Annotated in this window: 23 protein-coding genes; 9 read left to right on the top strand and 14 right to left on the bottom strand. The window is 72.0% G+C overall.

Going from position 1 to position 20800, the window contains the following annotated elements:
* Positions 1 to 8: 8 nt before the first annotated feature.
* The 6 genes from ACZ3UD_RS25205 to ACZ3UD_RS25180 are packed head-to-tail and all read right to left on the bottom strand — an operon-like array spanning position 9 to position 3460.
* The gene (locus ACZ3UD_RS25205; protein ID WP_465591877.1) at positions 9 to 515 is read right to left on the bottom strand and encodes a hypothetical protein; all 507 of its coding nucleotides are present in this window, start codon (positions 513 to 515) and stop codon (positions 9 to 11) included.
* The gene (locus tag ACZ3UD_RS25200) at positions 512 to 787 is read right to left on the bottom strand and encodes a hypothetical protein (protein WP_465591874.1); all 276 of its coding nucleotides are present in this window, start codon (positions 785 to 787) and stop codon (positions 512 to 514) included. The genes ACZ3UD_RS25205 and ACZ3UD_RS25200 overlap by 4 nt, the downstream gene beginning before the upstream one ends.
* 3 nt (positions 788 to 790) lie before the next feature.
* Entirely contained in the window at positions 791 to 1183 is a 393-nt protein-coding gene (locus tag ACZ3UD_RS25195) for a hypothetical protein (protein ID WP_465591871.1), read from the bottom strand.
* Positions 1184 to 1226: 43 nt separating this feature from the next.
* Complete coding sequence (locus ACZ3UD_RS25190; protein WP_465591868.1) at positions 1227 to 2366, bottom strand: hypothetical protein; 1140 nt, start codon at positions 2364 to 2366, stop codon at positions 1227 to 1229.
* A gap of 48 nt (positions 2367 to 2414) precedes the next feature.
* Complete coding sequence (locus ACZ3UD_RS25185) at positions 2415 to 2627, bottom strand: hypothetical protein (RefSeq protein ID WP_465591865.1); 213 nt, start codon at positions 2625 to 2627, stop codon at positions 2415 to 2417.
* A 20-nt stretch (positions 2628 to 2647) separates the two neighbouring features.
* On the bottom strand, positions 2648 to 3460 hold the full coding sequence (locus tag ACZ3UD_RS25180) for a hypothetical protein (protein WP_465591862.1): 813 nt from the start codon (positions 3458 to 3460) through the stop codon (positions 2648 to 2650).
* A gap of 273 nt (positions 3461 to 3733) precedes the next feature.
* Between ACZ3UD_RS25180 and ACZ3UD_RS25175 the strand changes: the two genes are divergently transcribed.
* Together ACZ3UD_RS25175 and ACZ3UD_RS25170 are read left to right on the top strand one after the other, a co-directional pair.
* Positions 3734 to 3946 (top strand): hypothetical protein, encoded by a 213-nt coding sequence (locus ACZ3UD_RS25175; protein WP_465591859.1) that lies wholly within the window; start codon positions 3734 to 3736, stop codon positions 3944 to 3946.
* A gap of 160 nt (positions 3947 to 4106) precedes the next feature.
* Positions 4107 to 4610, top strand: coding sequence for an LURP-one-related/scramblase family protein (locus ACZ3UD_RS25170; protein WP_465591856.1), 504 nt, complete (start codon positions 4107 to 4109; stop codon positions 4608 to 4610).
* A 58-nt stretch (positions 4611 to 4668) separates the two neighbouring features.
* On the opposite strand, the gene ACZ3UD_RS25165 is transcribed toward ACZ3UD_RS25170, so the two are convergent.
* A complete protein-coding gene (locus ACZ3UD_RS25165) occupies positions 4669 to 6360 on the bottom strand; it encodes a PLP-dependent aminotransferase family protein (RefSeq protein WP_465591853.1) in 1692 nt (563 codons plus the stop codon).
* A 161-nt stretch (positions 6361 to 6521) separates the two neighbouring features.
* Between ACZ3UD_RS25165 and ACZ3UD_RS25160 the strand changes: the two genes are divergently transcribed.
* The gene (locus ACZ3UD_RS25160) at positions 6522 to 7013 is read left to right on the top strand and encodes an Lrp/AsnC family transcriptional regulator (RefSeq protein ID WP_387627240.1); all 492 of its coding nucleotides are present in this window, start codon (positions 6522 to 6524) and stop codon (positions 7011 to 7013) included.
* Between the two features lie 22 nt (positions 7014 to 7035).
* Here ACZ3UD_RS25160 and ACZ3UD_RS25155 read toward each other — a convergent pair whose 3' ends face one another.
* A complete protein-coding gene (locus tag ACZ3UD_RS25155) occupies positions 7036 to 7692 on the bottom strand; it encodes a TetR/AcrR family transcriptional regulator (RefSeq protein WP_465591850.1) in 657 nt (218 codons plus the stop codon).
* A gap of 91 nt (positions 7693 to 7783) precedes the next feature.
* On the opposite strand from ACZ3UD_RS25155, the gene ACZ3UD_RS25150 reads away from it, so the two are divergent.
* The 3 genes from ACZ3UD_RS25150 to lanL all read left to right on the top strand — a co-directional run bounded on the left by ACZ3UD_RS25150 (position 7784) and on the right by lanL (position 11312).
* Positions 7784 to 8419, top strand: a complete 636-nt coding sequence (locus tag ACZ3UD_RS25150) for an NAD(P)-dependent oxidoreductase (RefSeq protein ID WP_465591847.1) — start codon at positions 7784 to 7786, stop codon at positions 8417 to 8419.
* A 212-nt stretch (positions 8420 to 8631) separates the two neighbouring features.
* On the top strand, positions 8632 to 8799 hold the full coding sequence (locus tag ACZ3UD_RS25145) for an SflA family class IV lanthipeptide (protein ID WP_402948820.1): 168 nt from the start codon (positions 8632 to 8634) through the stop codon (positions 8797 to 8799).
* A 2-nt stretch (positions 8800 to 8801) separates the two neighbouring features.
* Positions 8802 to 11312, top strand: coding sequence for a class IV lanthionine synthetase LanL (gene lanL / locus ACZ3UD_RS25140; protein WP_465591842.1), 2511 nt, complete (start codon positions 8802 to 8804; stop codon positions 11310 to 11312).
* Positions 11313 to 11356: 44 nt separating this feature from the next.
* Here the strand turns inward: lanL and ACZ3UD_RS25135 are convergent, their stop codons facing one another.
* Positions 11357 to 11608, bottom strand: coding sequence for a hypothetical protein (locus ACZ3UD_RS25135; protein ID WP_465591838.1), 252 nt, complete (start codon positions 11606 to 11608; stop codon positions 11357 to 11359).
* Between the two features lie 325 nt (positions 11609 to 11933).
* On the opposite strand from ACZ3UD_RS25135, the gene ACZ3UD_RS25130 reads away from it, so the two are divergent.
* The 3 genes from ACZ3UD_RS25130 to ACZ3UD_RS25120 all read left to right on the top strand — a co-directional run bounded on the left by ACZ3UD_RS25130 (position 11934) and on the right by ACZ3UD_RS25120 (position 14059).
* Complete coding sequence (locus ACZ3UD_RS25130) at positions 11934 to 12581, top strand: isochorismatase family protein (RefSeq protein WP_465591835.1); 648 nt, start codon at positions 11934 to 11936, stop codon at positions 12579 to 12581.
* 40 nt (positions 12582 to 12621) lie between these two features.
* Entirely contained in the window at positions 12622 to 13527 is a 906-nt protein-coding gene (locus tag ACZ3UD_RS25125) for an LLM class flavin-dependent oxidoreductase (RefSeq protein ID WP_465591832.1), read from the top strand.
* A 73-nt stretch (positions 13528 to 13600) separates the two neighbouring features.
* Complete coding sequence (locus ACZ3UD_RS25120; RefSeq protein ID WP_465591829.1) at positions 13601 to 14059, top strand: MarR family winged helix-turn-helix transcriptional regulator; 459 nt, start codon at positions 13601 to 13603, stop codon at positions 14057 to 14059.
* Positions 14060 to 14144: 85 nt separating this feature from the next.
* Here the strand turns inward: ACZ3UD_RS25120 and ACZ3UD_RS25115 are convergent, their stop codons facing one another.
* The 5 genes from ACZ3UD_RS25115 to ACZ3UD_RS25095 all read right to left on the bottom strand — a co-directional run bounded on the left by ACZ3UD_RS25115 (position 14145) and on the right by ACZ3UD_RS25095 (position 20779).
* On the bottom strand, positions 14145 to 15959 hold the full coding sequence (locus ACZ3UD_RS25115) for an alkaline phosphatase family protein (protein WP_465591826.1): 1815 nt from the start codon (positions 15957 to 15959) through the stop codon (positions 14145 to 14147).
* 267 nt (positions 15960 to 16226) lie between these two features.
* Positions 16227 to 16985 (bottom strand): DeoR/GlpR family DNA-binding transcription regulator, encoded by a 759-nt coding sequence (locus ACZ3UD_RS25110; protein WP_465591823.1) that lies wholly within the window; start codon positions 16983 to 16985, stop codon positions 16227 to 16229.
* 121 nt (positions 16986 to 17106) lie between these two features.
* Complete coding sequence (locus ACZ3UD_RS25105) at positions 17107 to 18009, bottom strand: SIS domain-containing protein (RefSeq protein WP_465591821.1); 903 nt, start codon at positions 18007 to 18009, stop codon at positions 17107 to 17109.
* A 279-nt stretch (positions 18010 to 18288) separates the two neighbouring features.
* Positions 18289 to 18483, bottom strand: coding sequence for a hypothetical protein (locus tag ACZ3UD_RS25100; RefSeq protein WP_465591819.1), 195 nt, complete (start codon positions 18481 to 18483; stop codon positions 18289 to 18291).
* A gap of 52 nt (positions 18484 to 18535) precedes the next feature.
* Entirely contained in the window at positions 18536 to 20779 is a 2244-nt protein-coding gene (locus tag ACZ3UD_RS25095; protein WP_465591816.1) for an RICIN domain-containing protein, read from the bottom strand.
* Positions 20780 to 20800: the final 21 nt, after the last annotated feature.

Here is a 20800-nt window from a genome sequence, read left to right as displayed (position 1 = left end):
CCCTCCAGCTACATCGGGCCTGACGGCGTTCGGGGAATCGGGTTGGGCGGCGGGCCGCTGGGGAGCGCGGCCGTCTCCACGGCCAAGGCGAGGTCGGCGAGTTCCCCGACCACGGCGGTGATCGCCGACCTCGGCACCTGCTGCAGGGTCAGGCTGACGTCGAGGGCCTCCCGCTTCTGCACGTTCTGGGTGAACCGCAGGTCGGTGATCTGCATGTCCAGGCTGATGGTGAAGCCGGACACCACCGGGATGCCGGCCGCGGCCAGCAGCGGCGCCGCGGTGGAGACCAGCAGGCGCGAGGTCAGCGCCATGACCTCCAGGGCCTTCTTCTGCAACAGGCGCTTCGGCCCGATCAGCATCGCCTCGATGCCGATGGTCTTGGTGGTGGGCTGGGTGAGCTGGGAGAAGCGGCCGCCTGCGATCCGCTCGACCCGGTAGCCCTCGCTGATCGTCATCGACTGCACGTAGAGCAGCGGCACCGCGCCGACCAGCACGGGAACGTTTGCCCCGTTCACAGTCGGCTCGTCAGCTCACGCTCGAACTCGCCGAAGACGTACGTCGCGACCTGCTGGACGTGGTCGTCGCTGAGCTCGCCGACCACCCGAACCTCCACCGGGAAGTGGAAGTTGACCACCGTCCCGCCGTCACCGGCGGGCGACAGCACCGCCTCGGCGGACGCCGCCGGGACGACGTACTCGCCCTCGTGCACCAGCGCGATCCCGGTCCGTTCGACCCGCCCGCCGCCGTCGAAGGCCGGCAACGCGACCAGTTCCTCCTCATCGCCCACGGATCACGCCTCCAGCCCCACGGTGAGCGCCAGGCAGTTGAAGCTGGCCTGGGGAACACCCTCGATGACGACGTTGCTGGGGCTGGCCGAGGTGACGATGCAGCGGGCGAACTTGATCGACTTGAAGGCCCAGTCGGTGCCCTTCTTCTCGGCCACCGCGATCGAGAACTCCTGCCCGTTGGTGGCCATTTCGGTCAGGTCCACGACCGCGGAGGCCACCGCCGGCACGCCCATGGTGAAGCTGAAGGTCATCGGCTGCCGGACGTACCCGACGTTGTCCGCCTCGATGCTGTGGATCACGGTGTGGGGCACGTTGAACGTCGGGGTGAAGGTCGAGATCGGCGTGATGGTGGCGTCGCCGAGCTTGACCTCCAGCCTGGTGTTCCAGTCGGCCATGGGTGCTCTCCTCCTCTGCGTCCTGTTCTTGGTCCGCCGCGAACTACTGGAACTTGAGCGTGATGTTGAGTCGGTGCACCGCGGCGGCGTACTCGACCGAGACCAGGGCCGCCACCACCCGCTGGGCGTGGGCGTTGTTGATCTGGAACCCCTCCGAGGCCGTCAGGGTCGCCGGGTCCTTGTCCAGCAGACGCAGCAGCGGCATGTCGATGCTGTACGAGTCGAGCACTTCGGCCTGCTGCAGCGGATCCAGCACCGACTCCATCTGCCCGATCAGGGCGCGCAGTCCGGACCTGCTGATCCGGAGGTTGCCGATCGTCTTGATCATCTGCGCCTTGAGCCGGAAGGAGACGTCGTCGACCGTCCGCACGCTGTCGATGAACTTCTTCTTGCCGGGGGCGCTGCTGCCGGTGTACCCCTCACCGAGGTAGACCCCCTGACCAGGGATCAGCGACGGGGATGTGAGCCAGTTGACGCCGTGGCCGGCCGGGCCGCCGGTCTCGGCCTCGTCGCCGTTGAGGGTCTGGATCTCCGTCGGGGTGAACGGCGGGCTGGTGATCAGGACCTGCTTCAGCAGCATCGAGACGTGCGGCGGGTAGCCGGCGATCGTGCCGGCCACTGCGGCGGCGGCGTCCTCGTCGCTCTTGTGCGCGATGTACACCATCCGGTCGGTGGCCAGCGCCCCGGAGACGATCGTCGGATCGGCGGACGCCTTGGTCAGCATGGCCACGCCCATCCGCTCCTTGCCGTCACCGCCGGTCTGGGATACCGAGTCCACATGGGCGGCGAGCTTCGCGATCGGTCCCGTGGTCGTCCCGGTGGCACCGGACGTCGCGTCCAGCGGCAGGTTGGCGAGCACCACGAGCTGGACGTCGAGGCCGGCCACCGCGGTGAGGGCCGCGTCGTAGTCCGGGCTGGTGGAGTCGACCCGCACGCCCCACACCGTGCTGGGGCCGGGCGACTGCGCGAACGCGAGGCCGATCGACGTGCCGAGGTCACCGGGGGCTCGCCGGCTGGCCTCGCCCGGATCGGTGAACACGACCGGCACCCCGATGGTCAGCAGATCCGCCGGAGGTGTCGTCGGGGCGGTGACCTTGCCGATCACGGCGATGTCGCCGAACGCCCGGGTGACCGGCGCGAACAGGTCGATCTGGGGGGTGACTCTGATGTACCTGACGGCCATCCGCCGCCTCCGTTCTGTCGGGCCTGACTCAGGGGGACTTCGGCCGCCTCAGTGGAACTTCGCCCGCAACTTCTCCTGCAGGGCGCGCAACTCGCTCGGGGACAGCTCCGTCGGCGCCGCCGCGGCCTCGGGGACCCCGGCCGCCTCCAGCGATCCGGACGGCTCGGGTACCGCGGACGGCTCGACGGCGCCCTGGGGTTCCTCCGGCCGTGCGTCAAGGGGCGAGGCGCCGGGTTTGGACATGTCGCCGGGGGCTGACATCGGGACTCCTCCGGTCGTGGCTAGGGTGTCGGGAAGAAGAGGCTGAGGACGTCCTCACGGGCGAACAGCTTCGTCACGTCGCCCGTGGTCGGATCGGACGCCGCTCCGGGCTTCGGCAGGACCACCGCCACCGCGTACGGCGCGTTGGCCTCGCCCAGGACGGACGGCCGGGCGGGACTCAGGAGATGACTCGTCGCCGCGCGGAGTTCCTTGGCGGCCCGCAGCCCCGCGACCAGGTCGAGGGAGTCCATGACCAGGACGGCGACCGAGATGTCGACGCCGTACGCATTCGCCGGATCGGCTGGATCGAAAGCCGGCGGCGCGCGCAGCCGGATCTCGGCAACCAGGTCTTCGTAGGCGTCACGGAGGTCCTCGACCGTCACCAGCCGATGACGTTTCATGAATTCATCGAGGTCGAGGAAAGGGACCTGGGCGCGGAAATCATCCAGCGTGCCGATGTTGTCGACCAGACGCGTCACCATCGACTCCACACCACCCGGGTCGACCTCGGCGACCAGGTCGACCCGAATGCGGGCGAGGATGTCGACCCAGATCGGATCCCGGGCGACGGTGAGTCTCAGATCCGTCCGCGTGTGGCTCGGCACGATCCCGCTCAGATCACCGTCAACGCGCCGGGGCGGGAAGAACGGGACCTGGAGCGCGACGTCGCTGACCGAGAAGCCCTGAATTCTGTCGATTCTGGCGAAATCGAGATCGTTGACCGCGCTGACCAGCGTCTGAATTCCCGTGGTGTCGCCCTGCGGGGCGAGCGCGGACTTGAGGGTGTCGGCATTGCCCAGGGCGAGCAGAACCGTATCGGAAAACTTGACCATTCCCTCCCCTTTCTCCTGCCGTCCGGAACCGGTCGGACATTCGAGGACGGATCCAAGTTAAGCAGAGTCAAGGATGCGCACAAGCCATTTAATGGCGGGTGTCGCGGCGCGCGAAAATGGGATTAATTCATCGTCATTTATGCGACGCCCTCTATGTCACTATCGGCCGCGCTGGACCCGGCGCTCCCCCGTTGCACGGAGAACCGCCCGCACGGCCCGCGAACGGACCCTCCCGACTCGCGGCCATCCCTGTCGTGTGCTGCTGTGAAACACATGATCACTTCACCGCTGGCCCGTCTGGCCGTCCCGCTCACCGCCGCCGTCCTCGTCCTCGCCGGCTCCACGCCCGCCCGGGCGCTCCCCCACGACGTCACCGCCGAACAGTGCCAGGCGGCCGGGGGCACCGTGCAGGGCGGCGGCTACTGCGTGGGCGCCGTCGGTGAGGACGAGTGGGGGGCGGACATCGACGGGCAGGGCATCGCCTAGCTCCACGTCACCTGGCTCCACGTCACCGTGGTGTAGGGGGAATGTCGCGGACCGGTAAAAGCACCACCCCCTGCCCCTCCCCCTCGCTGACCAGCCGCTACGCTCTGGGCCGCGCCCGGCCGCAAGGCCGGCGGAGACGATCTACCACGGGGGAACCACTGTGCGCTACCTGGTCCGCGACCGCATGTTCGCCTTCCACGAGGAGGCCTGGATCGAGACGGAGCACCGGGAGAAGCTCTACCGCGTCAACCGGAAGTTCTTCCGGCTGCGCCGCACCTTCGCCCTGGTCGACACCCGCGGCGAGCACGTCGCGAGCATCGTCCGCAAGGCCTTCACGATCCACCACACCCTGCTAATCAAGCAGGACGGCCAGCTGGCCGCCAAGATCAGCAAGAAGATGTTCACGCTCCTCGGCGACCGCTTCAAGGTCCGCCTCCGGGACGGCCGCCGACTGAAGGTCAACGGCAACCTCTGGGACCGCGAATTCGACATCCAGCACGAGGGCACCACCCTGGCCCACATATCCCGCCGCTGGTTCACCGTCCGCGACGCCTACGCCGTGGACGTCCTCAACCAGCAGGACGCGCTCCTGCTGGTCATCCTCGCGGTCTGCGTCGACCACGTCCTCCAGGACGCCAAGGGCGACCAGCTCACCAACCTCTGAGCGCCGGAAGCCCCCGGCCGAGGGGGGCTCCAGCCGGCCAGGGGGCTCCGACAGCCGCCTACCGCCCCAGGATCGCCGGGTCCTCGGCGAGTTCGGCCAGCAGGGCGTCCAGCTTGGCCCGGTCGACCGAGGGCATCACGAAGACGTGCACGTAGCTGCGCCGGGTGGCCTCGTCGCCCGGGACCATTAGCACGTCCTGCGAGGACAGCGACCACTTGGCCACCAGCTCGGGGCTCGGCTTGCGGAACCGAACGGTGACGGCGCCCGGGGTGCGGGCCGGCCAGAGCTCGACGCCGAGCTCCCGCTCCATGGCGACCAAGCGCCGCTCCAGGTAGGCGGCCAGTTCCTGGGCCTCGCGGATCCGCTCCACCTGGTCCCGGTAGGAGTAGCGGGACAGGTGGTCCCAGAGGATCAGCGGCGAGAAGCCGTTGCGGGAGCCGGCGAAGGTGGTGTCCGGCGCGCCGATGTAGTCCGGCTGGGACGGCGGCGAGATCTGGTACTTCACCTTGGTCATGTAGATGCCGCACGGCCACGGCGCACCGGCCCACTTGTGCCCGCTCATCGCGATCGAGGAGACCATGTCGACCTCGCCGTGCTCGGCGGTGGGCAGCCGCAGGCCGAAGTCGAACTCGGACAGCTCCACCTCCGGGGTCCAGCCGTACGTCCCCGGCTCCTCCGCTGCCAGCCGCAGGAACGGCGCGTAGCCGGCGCCGAGCGCGCCGTCCACATGGATCCAGAAGCCGCGGCGCAGGTCGACCAGCGGTTCCCCCGTCTTCGGGTCGGTGCCGTAGACCACCTCGCGCCGGACCAGGCCGTACCGCTCGAAGATCGGCAGCAGCCGCTCGCAGACCTCGCGGACGTTGTCGTGGGCGCCCTTGAAGGTGCTGCCGAGGTTGAGGTTGACGAAGATCGGGTGGCCCTTGGCGGCGAAGAACTCGACCAGCACCGCGAGGGCGTCGACGTCTATCTCCCCGGGGCCGTCCCAGGACAGCCCGGACGGGCCCGGGCGGGACGGGACCTCGGTGGGCCAGCTGCGCAGGCCGGTCACCGGGTCGGTCAGCGGGCACTCGTCGGCGTACTTCTCCAGGCCGACGGCGTGGAAGGTCTCCACGCCCAGGACGGCGACGGCCTTGGCGAAGGAGTAGTGGGTGTCCTCGGAGTAGAAGGCCACCGGGTGGTGGGCGTTCGGGTTCCGCCGGTCGGGGTCGGCCTTGACGTAGCGCACGGCGTCGAAGGGGGCGGCCGGCGGCTGGATCAGCGCCTTGCCGCTCAGGTAGTCGCGGGCGTTCCAGAGGGCGTACATGTTGCCCTCGGTCGAGCCCATGGACAGCATGTAGCCCCAGTAGGACTCCGGGTCGGCCGGGTCGTGCGGGCGCTCGGCGTGCCAGAGCTCGGCGTAGTAGTCGAGGACGGCCCGCTCGACGACCTTGGTGTTGGGCTTGTAGCCGCCGCTCTGGAACGGGTCGCCGAGGTTGTTGATGTTGTTCGGCATGAACCGGGCCAGGTCCAGCGCGGTGCCCTGCATGTCCTGGGTGGCCTGGTAGCCGACCAGGTGCTTGCGCTTGCGGGTCAGGTACTCGTCCACGGCGTCGAGCGCGCGCAGCCGCTGCGCGTCGTCCAGGCCGCCCACGGGGAGCGCGAAGTCACGGCCGTCCAGCTCCGGGTCGGGGCCGACGGCGGTCTGGGCTACCGTCGGGACTGCGCTCGGGGCTGCGGTCGGCGCAAGGGCGGCGGACGCGGTCGGGCTCATGGGCGGGCGCTCCGGGGGGTTGCTGCGGACGGCGACGGACGTTCGTGGCCAGCGGCAAGGATGGAACTTTCCAGACCTTCGGGGAAGCTCCTCCGAAGAACATTCGGTCCGACCCCGATCAGGTTTGCGAATCTGCGGAACGGGCTGGAATCCTGGCAGGCATGCCGAACAATCCGCAGGCCCGGCGAGCGCCCCTCGACGACGTCGACCGGGCGATCATCCGCGCCCTGGCCGACAACGCCCGACTCCCGAACAACGCCCTGGCGGCCGCCGTCGGCATCGCCCCGTCCACCTGCCTGGCCCGCGTCCGCGCGCTCCAGGAGCGCGGCATCATCCGCGCCTTCCGCGCCGAACTCGACCCCGCCGCGATCGGGCTGCCGCTCCAGGCGATGATCTCGGTCCGACTGCGCGCCCACACCCGCGAGCAGAACGAGAGCTTCCGCGGCACCGCCCCCGACCTGCCCGGTGTCCTGGCGGTCTTCCACATGGCCGGCTCCGACGACTACCTGCTCCACGTCGGCGTGGCCAGCCCCGAGGCGCTGCGCGACTTCGTGGTCGACCACCTCACCACCCATCCGGCCGTCGCCCAGACCCGGACCAACCTGATCTTCGAACAGATACCGGGCCGCCGCTACCTCGCCCCCGGGCACTGACCGCTCAGACCGCCTCGTGGGCTCAGGCCTCCGGCGCCTCGATGCCGCCGAGCAGGGCCCGGACGGTCGCGCTAGCGAACTCCGCCAGGGCGACGGGCCGCAGGGCCTCGGCGGGGCCCTCGCCCGCGTAGAAGACCTCCAGGAAGGCGCGGTGGAAGCAGGCGCCGATCAGCAGCATCGCGGCGGCGTCCGGATCGACGGCGACTGAGACCCGCCCCAGCCGCTGTTCGGCGCGCAGGTAGTCGGCCAGGCGTGAACTGACCTGGTGCGGACCGGCGTTGTCGAGCTTGCGGCGGTGCGCGGCGAGCAGCTCGGGGCTGGCGAGCAGCCCGCCGGCCATTGGGAACGACTGCCGGTAGAACGGCACGGCGACCTCGACCACCGCCTCCAGGTGCTCGCGCACCGTGCCCGCCCCGGCCCGGTCGGGCAGTTCGGCGACGGCGGCGGCCAGGCGCGGGGCGCGTTCGCGCAGCACGCGGACGAAGATCTCCTCCTTGTCCCGGAAGTGCTTGTACAGCGCCGCCTCCGAGCAGCCGGCCTCCCGGGCGATCTCCTTGGTGGTGGCCCGGACCAGCCCCACCGTGCCGATCAGCCGGGCGGCGGCGTCCAGCACCCGCGCCCGGGTCAGCGCGCCCCCGGTCAACGGCTCGGTCCCCTGGTGCGTCCCCTCGTTCGTCATGGGCACCAGCCTATCTTGACAGGTGGGTGAGCGCTCACTCACCATCGGGAGAAGAAGAAAGTGAGCACTCACCCACCCCCTGGGAGGGGTCATGGATCTCGCTGTTCTGGGCGCCACCGGCGGCATCGGCCGCCACCTGGTCACCCTCGCCCTCGCCGACGGGCACCACGTCACGGCCGCGGTCCGCGACCCGGTCCGACTGCCCGTCCACCACGACCGCCTGACCGTGGTCAGGGCCGACGCCCTCGACCCCGCCTCGCTGAGACCGGTGATCGAGGGCGCCGACGCCGTCCTCTCCGGCATCGGCCAGGCCGGCCGGACCGACCCCCTCCGGCCCGCCTCGACCTCCGCCCGCGCGGCGGCCACCGCCATGGCGGCCGTCGGGGTGCGCCGCATCCTCGTGGTCAGCGCCGCACCGCTCAACCGTTCCGGAGCCGGGCAGTCCCTCCTCGCCGCGAAGGTGTTCGGCCCCCTGCTCTGGGCCGCCCTCCGGGACGTGTACACCGACCTGGAGGCGATGGAGCGCGTGCTGCGCGAGAGCGGCCTGGACTGGACGGCCGTCCGGCCCCCGCGGCTGACCAACCGGCCCGGCCGGGGCCACTACCGGCACGCCGTCGAATCCGGACCGGCCGGCTCCACCATCCCCCGCGCCGACGTGGCGCGGGCCATGCTGGACCTGGTCACCGACCCGGCGAGCTTCCGGCACGCGGTCGGCGTCAGCTCCTGACCCCGACGGCGTGCCACCGGACGCGATTCCACGATTCCTCCACGGATGTGTCCGGCAAGCGGAGTTGATGCGTCCTGCCCCCTTGTCAGGCGCACCGTTCCTCCCTACCTTCGTGGACCAGGAACCCGGCCCCATCGGGCCCACCGGTTCGCGGCGGCCGCGATCCGCGCCGTCGCCATCGCCAAAGGCACGACCAGACCTGGAGGCGCCACATGCCCGTTCCCCTGATCGACGAGATCCGCGATGCCGGCCCGCTGGTGGTCGACGACGAGGCCATCGTGTTCGAGGACGACGACCGCGGCGACCACGAGGCCACGGCCTGCCTGGCCGACCCGTGGGTGACGGCCACCACTCGCTTCGCCTGCGACTTCAACTCCTGACGGTGACCGGTTCCGTCGCCGGCCGCAGCGGATGGTCCGATGACACCTGGTCGTACCTGAACGATCCGCGGATGCCGGCGATGGAACACGGCTGGAAGCTGCACGTCTCGGCCCGCCCCGGCGAACTCGACGCCGCGCTCGGCCTCGTCCTGCCGGTACTGGCACGCCATGTCTGCCACGCGAAGTGGGCCAGGGATCCGGAGACCCTGCGGGCACTCAACTCCGGCGTGTCCAGCGCCGGTTCGGTCGGCAAGGCGATCACGGTCTACCCGGCGCCCGGCACCGTCGTCACGCTCGCCGAGGAACTCGTCGCCGTGCTGCGCGGCCGGGAGGGTCCGCAGATCGTCAGCGACCGCCGGGTCGACCCCGACTCCCCCGTCTACTACCGCTACGGGCCCTTCAGCGGCGACTACCGGACCGGCCGGAGCGGGCGGCTCGAATCCGTCATGACGGGCCCGGACGGACGGCTCTTCGACGGGCTGGCCGGCGCCTCCTACCGGTGCCCGCCCTGGGCCGAGGACCCCTTCGAGCACCGGGACCGCCCGCACGGCACCGCCGGACTCGGCGGTGGGCGCTACCGGGTCACCGGCGGCATCACCCGTAAGCCGCAGGGCAACGTCTACCGGGCGCTCGACCGGACCAGCGGCCTGCCGGTGGTCGTCAAGCAGGCCCGGGCCTTCGTGGCCGAGGACGAGTCCGGGGCGGACACCCGCGACCGGCTGCGCAACGAGCACGCCGTCCTCAGCGCGCTCCACGGCCTCGGCGGGGTGCCGCGCGCACTCGACTACTTCCGGCACCGCACGGACGAGTACCTGGTGATGACCAGCTGCGGCGACCGGGACCTGCGGCGGGTCGTCCAGCGGAACGGCCCGTACCGGGACGGCGCGCTCTCCGAGCTGGCCGCGCGGCTGCTCCGCGTCCTGGACGGCATCCACCGGCGGGGCGTGGTGGTCCGCGATCTGAAGCCCGACAACGTCGTGCTCGACGCCTCGGGACGCTGCCATCTGATCGACTTCGGGATCAGCGCGCTGAACGGGGCCGGCCCGGACGGGTCGACGCCCGGCTACAGCGGCCCGGTTCGGCGCGCGGCCGGCGCGGCCGAGCCCGCCGACGACTACTACGCCCTGGGCGCGACGCTGTGCTTCGCCGCCACCGGCATGGATCCGGTGATCGTCGACGCCGACACCGCCGTCAACCGGGACCGTACGCTGGCGGGGCTGGCCTGGGCGCTGCCCGGCGACGATCACCGTCAATTCCGGGCGGTGATCGGCGAGTTGATGAGCCTCGACCCGGCGGTGCGAACCGCCGGCGCCGAGCGGCTGCGCACCGGGGCACCCGCCGTCGTCCGGGCGCCCGGACGGCTCCGCTTCGACGACGGCCTGCTCGAGGAGATCATCGGGCACACGACCGCGTTCTGCGTCGAGGAGGCCTACCGGATCGCCGACCCCGTGGCCGCCGCACGCGCCGCCGTCCCGACGCCGATCGACGTCTACGGCGGCAGCTCCGGGCTCGGCCTGGAACTCCTCCACCACCTGCACCGGCCCGGGGTGCGCGACGCCGTCGAGGCGCTGGCGCACTGGACGGCGGGCCAGTCCAGGACCCTTTCACCAGGCTTCTACTCGGGCCGTACCGGCGTCGAGCTCTTCCTCACCGAGGCGCACCGCGCATCGGCGGCGAGCCCGCCGGCGCTGCCGGACCTGCCGGACCTGCCGGCCTCAGGGCCGGACGGCGGACCGCCGGAGGCGGACCTGATCGAGGGCGTCGCCGGGATCGGCATCGGCCGACTGCTGCTCGCCCGGCACGCCGGTGCGGGCGGCCACCACGCACTCGCCGACCGGCACCTCGCCGTGGCCGCCGAGTGCGACCGGATGCTGGCCTCCGGCACGGCCCGGCTGACGCCCGCGGGCGCCGACACGGTCGGCAGCGCCGCCCTGCGCGAGGGGCTGGCGCACGGCGCGGCGGGCGTGGCGTACTTCCTGTTCGAATACGGCAGCGCGACCGGCGATCCCGCCGCGCTCCGCCGGGCCCGGCAGGCCGTTGCCCGGCTCGCCGCCCTCACCCCGGGCATCCTCGCGGCGGCGAGCGCCCCGGGAGCGACCCGCCGCTACGGCTCGTGGTGCCGGGGCCTGGCCGGAATCGGGGCGGTGCTCGTCCGGGCCGCCGACCGCCTGGGCGAACCCGGGTACCTCGCCCTCGCCCAGCGGGCCGCGCGCGGCTGCGCCGAGCTGGCGCCCCGGATGCCGCTGGTCACCCAGTGCTGCGGGCTGTCCGGGGTCGGCGAGCTGCTGGCGGACGTGGCCACGGCGTCCGGGTCCGAGGAGTTCTGGGACGCCGCCGAGACCGTCGCGGCGATCATCCTGAGCCGCAGCGGCGGCGCCCCCGCCCGTCCGGTGTTCCCGGACACCGGCCTCACCCGCTCCAGCGCCACCTGGGCCGGTGGCTCGGCCGGGGTGCTCGCCTTCTTCCGACGGCTGCACGACCGGGGCGGGCGGCGGCTCGGCCTCATCGACTGACGTAAGCCGTCTGCTCCGGCTGGTCCCTGCGCTGGCGGGGACCGTCACCACTCCATGCCGCGCCTGGCGACGACCGCCATCGCCAGGGCCGCGGGCCGTTCGACCAGCAGGGCCATGGCCAGCGACACGTACCAGGCGCCGCCGCCCTCCGCCGTCATCCCGTCGAACCAGGCGTCGAGCAGCAGCAGCGTGGCGGTGGCGGCGCCGGCCAGGGCGACCAGGCGCGAGCGGCGGATCAGGAGCAGCGCGGTGGCGATCAGGCCGGTGCACTGGAGCAGGTCCATCCCGATCCACACGGTGGCCAGTTCCTGACCTCGGCCTGCCCGCGGGTGGTCGATCCGAGCACCAGGATCCACCCGAACAGCAGCGCCGCCACCACGACCAGCCCGCCGGCCACCGCCTTGCGCGGGCGCTCCGAGGTCGGGGCGTCCGCGCCGAGGCGGTCGAGCAGGGCGTGCAGCGGTCGGGGGCGCGTATCTGACGTTCCATGATCGGAAACCTACCGTCACCCAGCTCGGCACGCCCCCGACCCGACGCTTAGTCAAAATTCTTGACTGTCAAAGTCCGTGACTGCTTCACTTGGTCCGTCGCCACCGCGCCACACCTCACGGAGGAACCGCCATGCACAGCAACCAACTCGCCGGAACCAGCCGCTTCACCGAGAAGCTCACCGCGGACAACGCCGCCCTCCTGCTGGTCGACCACCAGATCGGCCTGTTCGCGGCCGTCCGCGACTACAGCGTCGCCGAGTTGAAGCACAACGTCGTCGCGCTGACCCGGGCCGCCCGGGTGCTGGGCGTGCCGATCGTGGCGACCACCACGGCGGCCGAGACCCTGTGGGGCCCGCTCGCGCCGGAGCTGGCCGCGGCGCTGCCGCCGGAGCTGGAGGTCATCGACCGCAGCACCGTGAACGCCTGGGACGAGCCGCGGGTGCGGGCGGCGGTCGAGGCCACCGGCCGCAAGAAGCTGATCATCGCGGGCATCTCCACCGAGGTCTGCCTCACCCTGCCCGCCCTGTCCGCCACCGCCGCGGGCTACGACGTGTACGGCGTGGTCGACGCCTCGGGCACCTTCAACGACACCAAGCGCACCACCGGCATCCTGCGCATGCAGCAGGCCGGGGTCATCGCCGTCGACTACGCCTCCGTGGCCGTCGAGATGCTCGCCGACAACGCCAGCCCGCTGGCCGGCCCGCTCTACGAAGCCGTCGGCATGGACTTCGGCATCCTCAACGGCCAGCTCCGCGAGGCCTACCGCAAGCAGTCCTGAGACCGCCGACCACGACAAGGACCGCGACTAGGACATCACCGTGCACCCACTGCAGTTCGGCTTCTCCCTGCTGCCGACCCCCGACCTCCCCGCCCACCTGGAACTGGTCGCCGCCGCCGAGGAAGGCGGCCTGGACCTGGTCGGAATCCAGGACCACCCGTACGTGCCCGCGTTCCTCGACACCTTCAGCCTGATCGGGACCTTGCTCGCCCGCACCGACCGGCTCCGGTTCTTCCCCGACGTGGCGAGCCTCCCACTGCGCCCGGCGGCGATGCTCGCCAAGGCCGCCGCCTCGCTGGACCTGCTCTCCGGCGGCCGCTTCGAACTCGCCCTCGGCTCCGGCGGGTACTGGGACGGGATCGCCGCCATGGGCGTGCCCCGGCTCGCCCCCGGCCAGGCCGCCGACGCCCTTGAGGAGGCGGTCGCCGTGCTGCGCGCCCTGTGGCAGCCCGGGGAGAAGGTCCGCATCGAGGGTGCCTTCCACCGCGTCGACGGGGTCGCGGCCGGTCCCGCCCCCGCTCACCCCATCGGCATCTGGATCGGCGCCCAGGGCCCGCGCGCCCAGCGCCTCACCGGTCGCGCCGGGGACGGCTGGGCGGCCCCGATCGCCTCCTACCTGCCCTACGAGCGCTGGGCGGGCGCAAACACCACCATCGACAAGGCCGCCGAGGAGGCCGGTCGCGCCCCTGGCGACATCGTCCGGATCGCCCAGATCGTCGGCACCGTCACCGACCGGCCCGGCGGTTCGGAGGCCGAGGCCCGCACCGGCGCGGCCCCGGTGCACGGCACCGCCGACGAGTGGGCGGCCCTGCTCGCCCGCCTCGCCCGCGAACAGCCGTTCCGCACCTTCGTGTTCTGGCCCGAGCACGCCGACCTTGACCAGCTCACCCGCTTCGCCCACCAGGTCGTCCCGGCCACCCGGGCGCTCCTCGCCGCCACCCCTTGAGATCCCCCCACCGGCCGGGCGATATCGTGAACGCCGACCACGGTGACCAGTGCGGATTCGAGGAGCGGCCGCGATGCAGGGACACGACCCCGTCCGCGGGCAGGACCTCGGCATGCTGATCTCCGTCGTCTTCCGCGGCCTGCAGGACGAACTCTGGCGCGCCCTGGCCCTCGAGGGCTTCGCCGACCTCAACCCGCGGCACGGCGCCGTCCTGGCCCAGCTGCGGCCCGAGGGCGTGCGCCCCAGCGAGCTGTCCCGACGCGCGGGCGTGCACAAGCAGATCATCGGCAACATGGTCGACGAGCTCGAAGCCCTCGGCTACGTCGAACGCCGCCCCGACCCGGCCGACCGTCGCGCGAAGCTCGTCGTCCCCACCGAGCGCGGCACCGCCGAGATCGCCTCCGCCCACCGCATCCTCGCCTCGTTGGAAGCCGACTACTCCGACGGCATCGGCCCCGAGGAGTTCGCCCGGTTCAAGCGGAGCCTGGCCCGGATCGCCGACTTCCAGCGCCGGCCCGCCGCCGAGCGCTGAGGAGCCCGCGTACGACGGCCCGGTGCCGTGGGTCCGATCGGAACCCACCGCACCGGGCCGTCGGTCATTCGCCGCGGCGGTCTCGTCAGCCGACGGTCAGCCGGAACGGCCCGGCCAGCACCGAGTAGCCGTCGTTGGCCAGGTAGTACGCGTCGTAGCCGCCCGCACCGTTCAGCTTGCCGGTGGAGAGGGTGACGGCGCCGCTCTGGTTCGGCGTGTAGGACCACGTCAGCGCGGAGCGGGAGCCGGGGGTGACGCCCGCCGGGTAGACGCCGACCCAGTTCTTCGGGCCGGCCTGGGCGGTGGTCGGCAGGCTGTAGCGCAGGGTGACGTTGCCGCCGTTGGCTACCGCGTTGAGGTCGCCGGTCAGCGTCGGGCCGGTGGCCGTGGAGGGGGCGAAGGCGGCGTTCAGCGGCGTGGCGTAGGTGTCGTTGCCGGTCAGCCCGGGCAGGCCGAGGGCGGACTCGATGGTGCGGCCGATGCCGTAGTGGTCGTAGTGCAGCGGGCTGCTGGTGCCGGCCGGGACGGTGCCCCGCGAGCCGACGAGGACGGTGGCGAGGTGGTTGTAGCCCTCGCTCTCGCTCTCGTCCCAGGTCAGGATGAGCAGCGAGCGCTGCTTGGTCCAGGCCGGGGAGGACAGCACCGGGGCGAGGGTCTGCTGAAGCCAGCCGTCCTGGGTCTTCAGGCTGGTGGCGCTGCCATTGCCGGAGGCCTCGCCGTCGTAGTAGTCGTCGGCGGCGATCCAGGAGAAGTTCGGCGTGGTGGCCGCCGACTGCAGGTCGGTGGTCAGCTGGGAGGTGTCGAACAGATGCGCCGCGCAGCGGGCCGGATTGCCGCTGATGTCGGTGTAGTTGATGAACGGAGCGTCGTCGGGCATGTAGTAGCTGTCGTAGTTCTTGTTGGTGTTGCAGGGCGTGCCCATGCCCTGCTCGTAGGCCTTCCAGGTCTTGCCGGCGTCCTCGATGGTGTCACCGAGGTGGCGCTGCGGGGAGTTGATGTTGGGCCAGTAGGTGGCGCCCTTGGTGTAGGTGTCTCCGCCGGCGACGGCGAGGTAGTTCTCGTCGCTCGGGTGGTAGACGCCGTGGGAGTCGGTGAGGGTGGCGCCCTGGGACATCAGGCTGTGGATGTACGGCGTGTCCGTCGGGTCGTTCATGATCTGGGAGTAGTCGGTGTTCTCCATCATGACCGTGAACACGTGGTCGTAGCCCGGCACAGCGGACGCGGGCGGGGTCAGCGGCGCGGGCGCGGTGACCGGGGTGTCGAGGGTGAGCGATAGGTTGTCCAGGTAGCCGGTCTCGTTCGAGGTGGACAGGAACTGCACCTCGACCTGGATCGACCGGGTCCCGGCCGGGACGGCTCCGGTGGCGCTGCGGGAGAGGAACTTGGTGCTCAGGCCCCGGTCGGTGGCGGAGACGGTGGGCAGCTTGGCGGTGGCGCCGAGCGGGGCGCCGCCCGCGTCCCGGAAGTGCAGGCTGACCGCGACGTAGCCGCCGTAGGTGGTCCAACCGCCCAGCCAGCCCGCGAGGTTGTAGTGCACCCCGCCGCCGTCGATCGCGGTGGCCGCCGAGGAGACGTCGACGGTCTGCGACATCGCGCCGTCGCCGAAGTTACCCGGGCCGAAGAAGGCCTTGCCGGGGGTCTGGCCGTCGTTCGGCAGGCCGAAGGAGCCCACCGAGTGGCACATCACGTTGATGCCGCCGGCCTGGACCGTCCAGCCGGGAACGGTGCTGGCGGCGCTCCAGTCGTTGGTGCAGTAACCGCCGGTCTCCGCGTCGCCGTTGACGATCAGGTTGCCGCTGCCGCCCGCCGCACTGGCGGCGGTGGGGGCGGCGACGACCAGCGCGCCGAGGAGGGGAAGGGTGGCGAGCAGCCCGCCGAGGGGGCTCCAGCGCAGTCGCATGGGGGGTACCTCGTCCTGTTGGTGAGGGTGAGTGCCATGGCTGTTCACCATGAGCGGGACATAAGTACCGGTCGACGCTGTCCGGCGGAAGAACGCCGGTCGAACTTGACCAGACAACTTTGCGCTCGCCCATGGCCGTTCGCGCCCGGAGGAGTTGTCCGCACCCCCATCCCCGGCCGGAGCGGGCCGCCGCCCGGCTCCGGGACGCCGAGGTGCCACGGCAGTGGGGCAGCGGGCGGTGAGACGGTGAGACGGTGAGGCGCCCGCTCAGGCCTTGAGCACCCGCACGCTGGTGTCGGCGATGGCCCGCTCCTGCTCGTCGGAGATCCCGGAGTCGGTCACCAGGTCGTGGACCTCGGCGAGCGGGCAGATCGAGGCGAAGGTGACCCGGCCGACCTTGGTCCGGTCGGCGAGCACGACCGTACGGGCGCTGCTGCGCAGGAAGGCGCGGTCGGTCTGGGCCTCCATCTCGTCGTGGGTGGTGCAGCCCTGCTCGGCGGTCAGGCCGTCCACGCCGATGAAGGCGAGGTCGAGGTGGTAGCGCTGGAGCATGCTGTCCGCGGCCGGGCCGACCAGTTCGTAGCTGGCCGAGCGGGCGATGCCGCCGATCACGACCAGGCGGATCTCCGGACGCACGATCAGCTCGGCCGCGATGTTGACGGCGTTGGTGACCACGGTGACCCTGCCCCGCTCGGCCAGCACCCGGGCCAGTTCGGTGGCGGTGGTCCCGCCGGTCAGGCCGACCACGGCACCGTCCGGCACCAGTTCGGCGGCCACCCGGGCGATCCGGCGCTTCTCCTCCTGCTGCTTCTCGCTGCGGTGCCGCAGCGGGAGTTCGAGGTTCACCGCCCCGGTGACCGCGCCGCCCCGGGTGCGGTGCAGGAGCCCCTGATCGTGCAGTTCCTGGAGGTCGCGACGGACCGTCGCGCCCGACACCCCCAGCAGATCGGCGAGCGCGTGCACGTCGACACTGCCCACCTCCGCGATGTGGGACAGGATCCGGGCGGCGCGATCAGCTTTGAGCATGGACGGAGTGTAGCCCCGGCCAAAGATGATTGAACTTGCCGTGTTCACTCGAAGCCGGGCCGCCGGGGTGACGACGGCGCCGGTTGCGGCCCGGGGCATCAGCGGCTCCCGATCGCGGCCGTCACGGCTTGGCCAGCACGATCGAGCGGGTCAGGTTGCGCGGCTGGTCGGGGTCCAGGCCGGCCGCCGTGGCCAGCCGCACCGCGAGGCGCTGGGCGCGCACCAGGTCGGCCAGCGGGTCGAGCGTGCTCACCGAGGTGACGGCGCCGGTGGCCCGGACCTGTTCCAGCAGCCCGGTCGGCGGTTCACCGAAGAACCAGACCACCCGGCCCGGGGCGGCGATGCTGATCGGGCCGTGCCGGTACTCCATCGCGGGGTAGGACTCGGTCCAGGCGCTGGCGGCCTCCCGGAGCTTGAGCGCCGCCTCGTTGGCCAGACCGACCGTCCAGCCGGCGCCGAGGAAGGTGAACTGGCCCGCCGCGGCGGCTCCTTCGGGCAGCGGCTCGGCCAGCGCCCGCTCGGCCTGCTCGGGCAGGTCGGCCGGGGCGAGGCCGAGGTGGCCGCGCAGCAGGGCGAGCGCCGTGGTGGCGAAGCGGGTCTGCACCACCGACCTCTCGTCCGCGAACTCCAGGTCCACCACGGCGTCCGCGGCCGTGGCGATCGGGGTGTCCGGGGCGCCGGTGAGGGCCGTGCCCGGGATCCGCCCGGCGCTCCCGAGCCCGGCGCTCCCGGACCTGGCGCGTTCGAGCGCGGCGAGCACCTCGGTCGTCGTCCCGGAGCGGCTGATGGCGACCAGCCGGTCGTAACCGCGGGCGGCCGGGAACTCGGAGGCCGCGAAGGCGTCCGTCTCCCCCAGGCCCGCAGCCTCGCGCAGTGCGGCGTACGCCTGCGCGATGTACAGGGAGGTGCCGCAGCCCACCACGGCCACCCGCTCGCCGGGATCCGGAAGCCCGGCGGGCTTCAGGCTCAGGGCCCGGCGCCAGGACTCCGGCTGACTGGCGATCTCCTGCTCGACGTGGCTCATGACGCTCCTTAGAGTGCGCAAACCTGCGCATCTGATGCTTATTTATGAGCAATACGACTATTTTTTACTACAACTACCCAGGACTGATCAGTGCTGCACACCCTGCCGCAGCCTTCGGTCACCGCCAGTCGACGAGCAGCCGGCCCCGGTGCGGCGGTGGTCATGCGTGGGTCACCCCTCCGTGGACCAGTGAGGGTGCGGGCGGCCCCGCACCCGTGGGGGTGGTGCGGGACCGCCGGGGGGCGGGTGTCAGCGTGCCGGACCGCCGGGGGCAGGGCGTCAGCCCGCGACGGACAGGCCCTGCTGCTTCAGGACGGCCACCGTCCTGCCCTGCGCGTCGGCCGGCACCTCCGGCAGGGTGGCGCCGCCGGTGCCCGCCTTGCCGAGGCCGTCGCCGAGGTCCGATGCGCGATTAACGGTGGCTGAGCCGGTTCGGCGGGCGGGATGTCTTCGGTCACCGGTCGAATGAGGCATCCCGAGGACGCGGGGCCCGCGGAAGCGGTTCCACGGCCCCGCGCCCGGTTCATCAGCCGATCGCCCAGTGCTGGAGCGCCGAGCCGGTGTCGGGCTGCTGGGTGACCAGCGCGCCGTCACCGGTCGAGGCCGTGGTCAGCAGCAGGCCGCTCTTCCGCGAGGCGAGCGTGTAGCCGCCCGGCACCTGGGTGGCGGTCCACCGCTGGTTGGCGCCGCCCGTGCAGGCCCACTGGATCACCTTCGCGCCGGCCGTGGTCGAACCGCCGCTGACGTCCAGGCAGAGCTTCGACTCGCCGTTGGCGATCTGGTAACTGCCGTCCTCCTGCCGGGTGAAGACCCAGTTCTGGTTCGGTCCGCCGTTCGGCCGCCAGGTGATCAGCTGGGTGCCCCGGCTGGTGGAGTGGCCCGGGTCGTCCAGTGCCTGGCCGGCGGCCGTCACCGTGCGGGTGCCGTCGAACGGAGCCGCTCCGGTGGCCGTGAGCGTCAGGGTCTGCTCGGCGGCGGTGCGCCCGCCGCCGACGGCGCTGCCGCTGGTGTCGGTCCAACTCCGGTTCGGGGTGGTCTCGGTGAGCCTGCCGGTGGCCGCGGAGAGGCCGAGCACGAGCCCGCTGTAGCGGTTCACGATCCGCAGCGCGCCGGTCGCGGCGCCGTCGGCCGCCTTGCCGGGGACGAGGAACCACTGCTGGCCGACGCTCGGGCCGCCCGCCGCGGCCGCGCCGACGGTGGGCCGGGTACCCCAGGAACGGCCACTGCGCGCCGAGGAGTTGACGCCGAGCAGCTGTCCGGTGCCGGTGTTGGCGATCCGGTAGGAGCCGTCGCCGTTCGGCGCGAAGGTCCAGGACTCCAACGCGGATCCGGTCGCCGCCGGAAGGGAGGTGGTGTCAGAGCCGCCCTGGACCTGGGCGAGCACCCGGCCGTCGGCGTTGGCGATCCGGTAGGACCGGCTCACGTCGACGGGGGGCGTCAAGGGCGTGGCGGGGTCGATGGTGACGTTCACGTACTCGCCGGAGGAGCCGCCGGAGCAGCCGAACGCGCAGTAGCTGCGGAAGGTCCGACCGACGATCGCGGAGCTGGTCCGGTTGGCGCCGTCGAGGAACCAGCGGTACCAGGAGGCGGTGTGGTAGCCGCCGGTGTCGCCGAGCGGGAACCACTTCTGGGTGGCGAGGTCCGCGGTGGCGTAGTACTGCTGGGGCGCGTTGCCGCTCTGGTCGACGGCCTGCGGCTCGCCGATGTACAGCCCGAGGTGGGCGTCGTAGGTGACGTCCATGACGAACAGCGGCGAGGTCGGCGGCATCGTCCCGGCCGCGATCTGCTGGGCCGCCGTGCCCTGGTTGGCCGGGTCGTACTCGTCCGCGGCCGGGGTGTAGCCGGTGCTGTCGGCGGAGTCGACCGGCACCAGGTTGCTCTCCCGTCCGCCGGCGCCGGGCTCGGACCAGGAGCCGTCGTACCACTTCTGCCAGGAGCCGGGCGCCATCTTCGCGGAGATCGGTGCGCGGGCCACGTGCGAGTAGAAGGCCTTCCAGCCGCCGCTCTTGTCGACGACCCGGGAGCCGTAGAAGACGTAGAAGTACCCGGAGGCGGTGTCCGTCAGCAGCCGCTGGTCGCCGTCGCCGTAGTAGTACGTCTCGTTGGGGAACTGGCCGGTGTCGCCGCGCTCGGTGCTGTACGGCGAGGTGATGGCGTGGTCCTTGATCGTCCAGGTCCGGCCCTGGTCGGTGGAGACCGCGTAGTCGATGGCGTCGTAGTGGAGCCCGTCGCCGAAGGGCTGCGGGGTGAACTCGTTGTGCACCAGCCCGTACCAGTCGCCGGTGTCCGGGTCGACCCAGACGCCGGACAGGTCGCAGTAGTTCTTCTGCGCGTACCCGCTGCCGCCCCCGGCGGAGGTCGCCTCGCGCCCGGTGGGGCTGTTGTCGCAGCGGGCGGTGGTGTCGTTGTTCCGGTCGGTGGGGTCGGCCGGGTTGACGGCGTCGCTCACGGCGACGGACCGGGTGGCGGTGTCGAAGTCGGTGCCGGTGAAGAAGTCCCAGTAGCGCGGGTCGGTCTTGCCGTAGAGCGCGGCGGACTGCTGGAACCAGAAGCCGCCGTCCTTGTCGAGGTACGGGACGGCCGGGGTGTCGGTCGGGTGGGTGTACGGGACGGGCGCCCCGACGGTGACGGTGTAGGCCGCGCCGGCGGGGTCGGCCGACGGCGAGGCCGTGGCGGGCAGGGCGGCGGAGGCGGGGGCCAGCAGGGCGAGCGCCGCCGTCAGCGCGGCGGCGAGTCTTCGGGGGGCGCGCCGGGGTGGGCGAGGGAACACGTGCTCCTCCAGGGGTGGTCG

Source organism: Kitasatospora sp. NPDC023118 (assembly GCF_055560875.1).
Note: the sequence above shows the minus strand (reverse complement) of the source record. Positions and strands in the feature narration are given on the sequence as shown.

Bases quoted from the DNA above. Each gene is read 5' to 3' on its own strand.
- ACZ3UD_RS25195 (WP_465591871.1), bottom strand. From the start codon at position 1,183: ATGGCCGACTGGAACACCAGGCTGGAGGTCAAGCTCGGCGACGCCACC.
- ACZ3UD_RS25190 (WP_465591868.1), bottom strand. From the start codon at position 2,366: ATGGCCGTCAGGTACATCAGAGTCACCCCCCAGATCGACCTGTTCGCG.
- ACZ3UD_RS25185 (WP_465591865.1), bottom strand. From the start codon at position 2,627: ATGTCAGCCCCCGGCGACATGTCCAAACCCGGCGCCTCGCCCCTTGAC.
- ACZ3UD_RS25180 (WP_465591862.1), bottom strand. From the start codon at position 3,460: ATGGTCAAGTTTTCCGATACGGTTCTGCTCGCCCTGGGCAATGCCGAC.
- ACZ3UD_RS25175 (WP_465591859.1), top strand. From the start codon at position 3,734: ATGATCACTTCACCGCTGGCCCGTCTGGCCGTCCCGCTCACCGCCGCC.
- ACZ3UD_RS25165 (WP_465591853.1), bottom strand. From the start codon at position 6,360: ATGAGCCCGACCGCGTCCGCCGCCCTTGCGCCGACCGCAGCCCCGAGC.
- ACZ3UD_RS25160 (WP_387627240.1), top strand. From the start codon at position 6,522: ATGCCGAACAATCCGCAGGCCCGGCGAGCGCCCCTCGACGACGTCGAC.
- ACZ3UD_RS25155 (WP_465591850.1), bottom strand. From the start codon at position 7,692: ATGACGAACGAGGGGACGCACCAGGGGACCGAGCCGTTGACCGGGGGC.
- ACZ3UD_RS25150 (WP_465591847.1), top strand. From the start codon at position 7,784: ATGGATCTCGCTGTTCTGGGCGCCACCGGCGGCATCGGCCGCCACCTG.
- ACZ3UD_RS25145 (WP_402948820.1), top strand. From the start codon at position 8,632: ATGCCCGTTCCCCTGATCGACGAGATCCGCGATGCCGGCCCGCTGGTG.
- ACZ3UD_RS25130 (WP_465591835.1), top strand. From the start codon at position 11,934: ATGCACAGCAACCAACTCGCCGGAACCAGCCGCTTCACCGAGAAGCTC.
- ACZ3UD_RS25120 (WP_465591829.1), top strand. From the start codon at position 13,601: ATGCAGGGACACGACCCCGTCCGCGGGCAGGACCTCGGCATGCTGATC.
- ACZ3UD_RS25115 (WP_465591826.1), bottom strand. From the start codon at position 15,959: ATGCGACTGCGCTGGAGCCCCCTCGGCGGGCTGCTCGCCACCCTTCCC.
- ACZ3UD_RS25110 (WP_465591823.1), bottom strand. From the start codon at position 16,985: ATGCTCAAAGCTGATCGCGCCGCCCGGATCCTGTCCCACATCGCGGAG.
- ACZ3UD_RS25105 (WP_465591821.1), bottom strand. From the start codon at position 18,009: ATGAGCCACGTCGAGCAGGAGATCGCCAGTCAGCCGGAGTCCTGGCGC.
- ACZ3UD_RS25100 (WP_465591819.1), bottom strand. From the start codon at position 18,483: ATGCCTCATTCGACCGGTGACCGAAGACATCCCGCCCGCCGAACCGGC.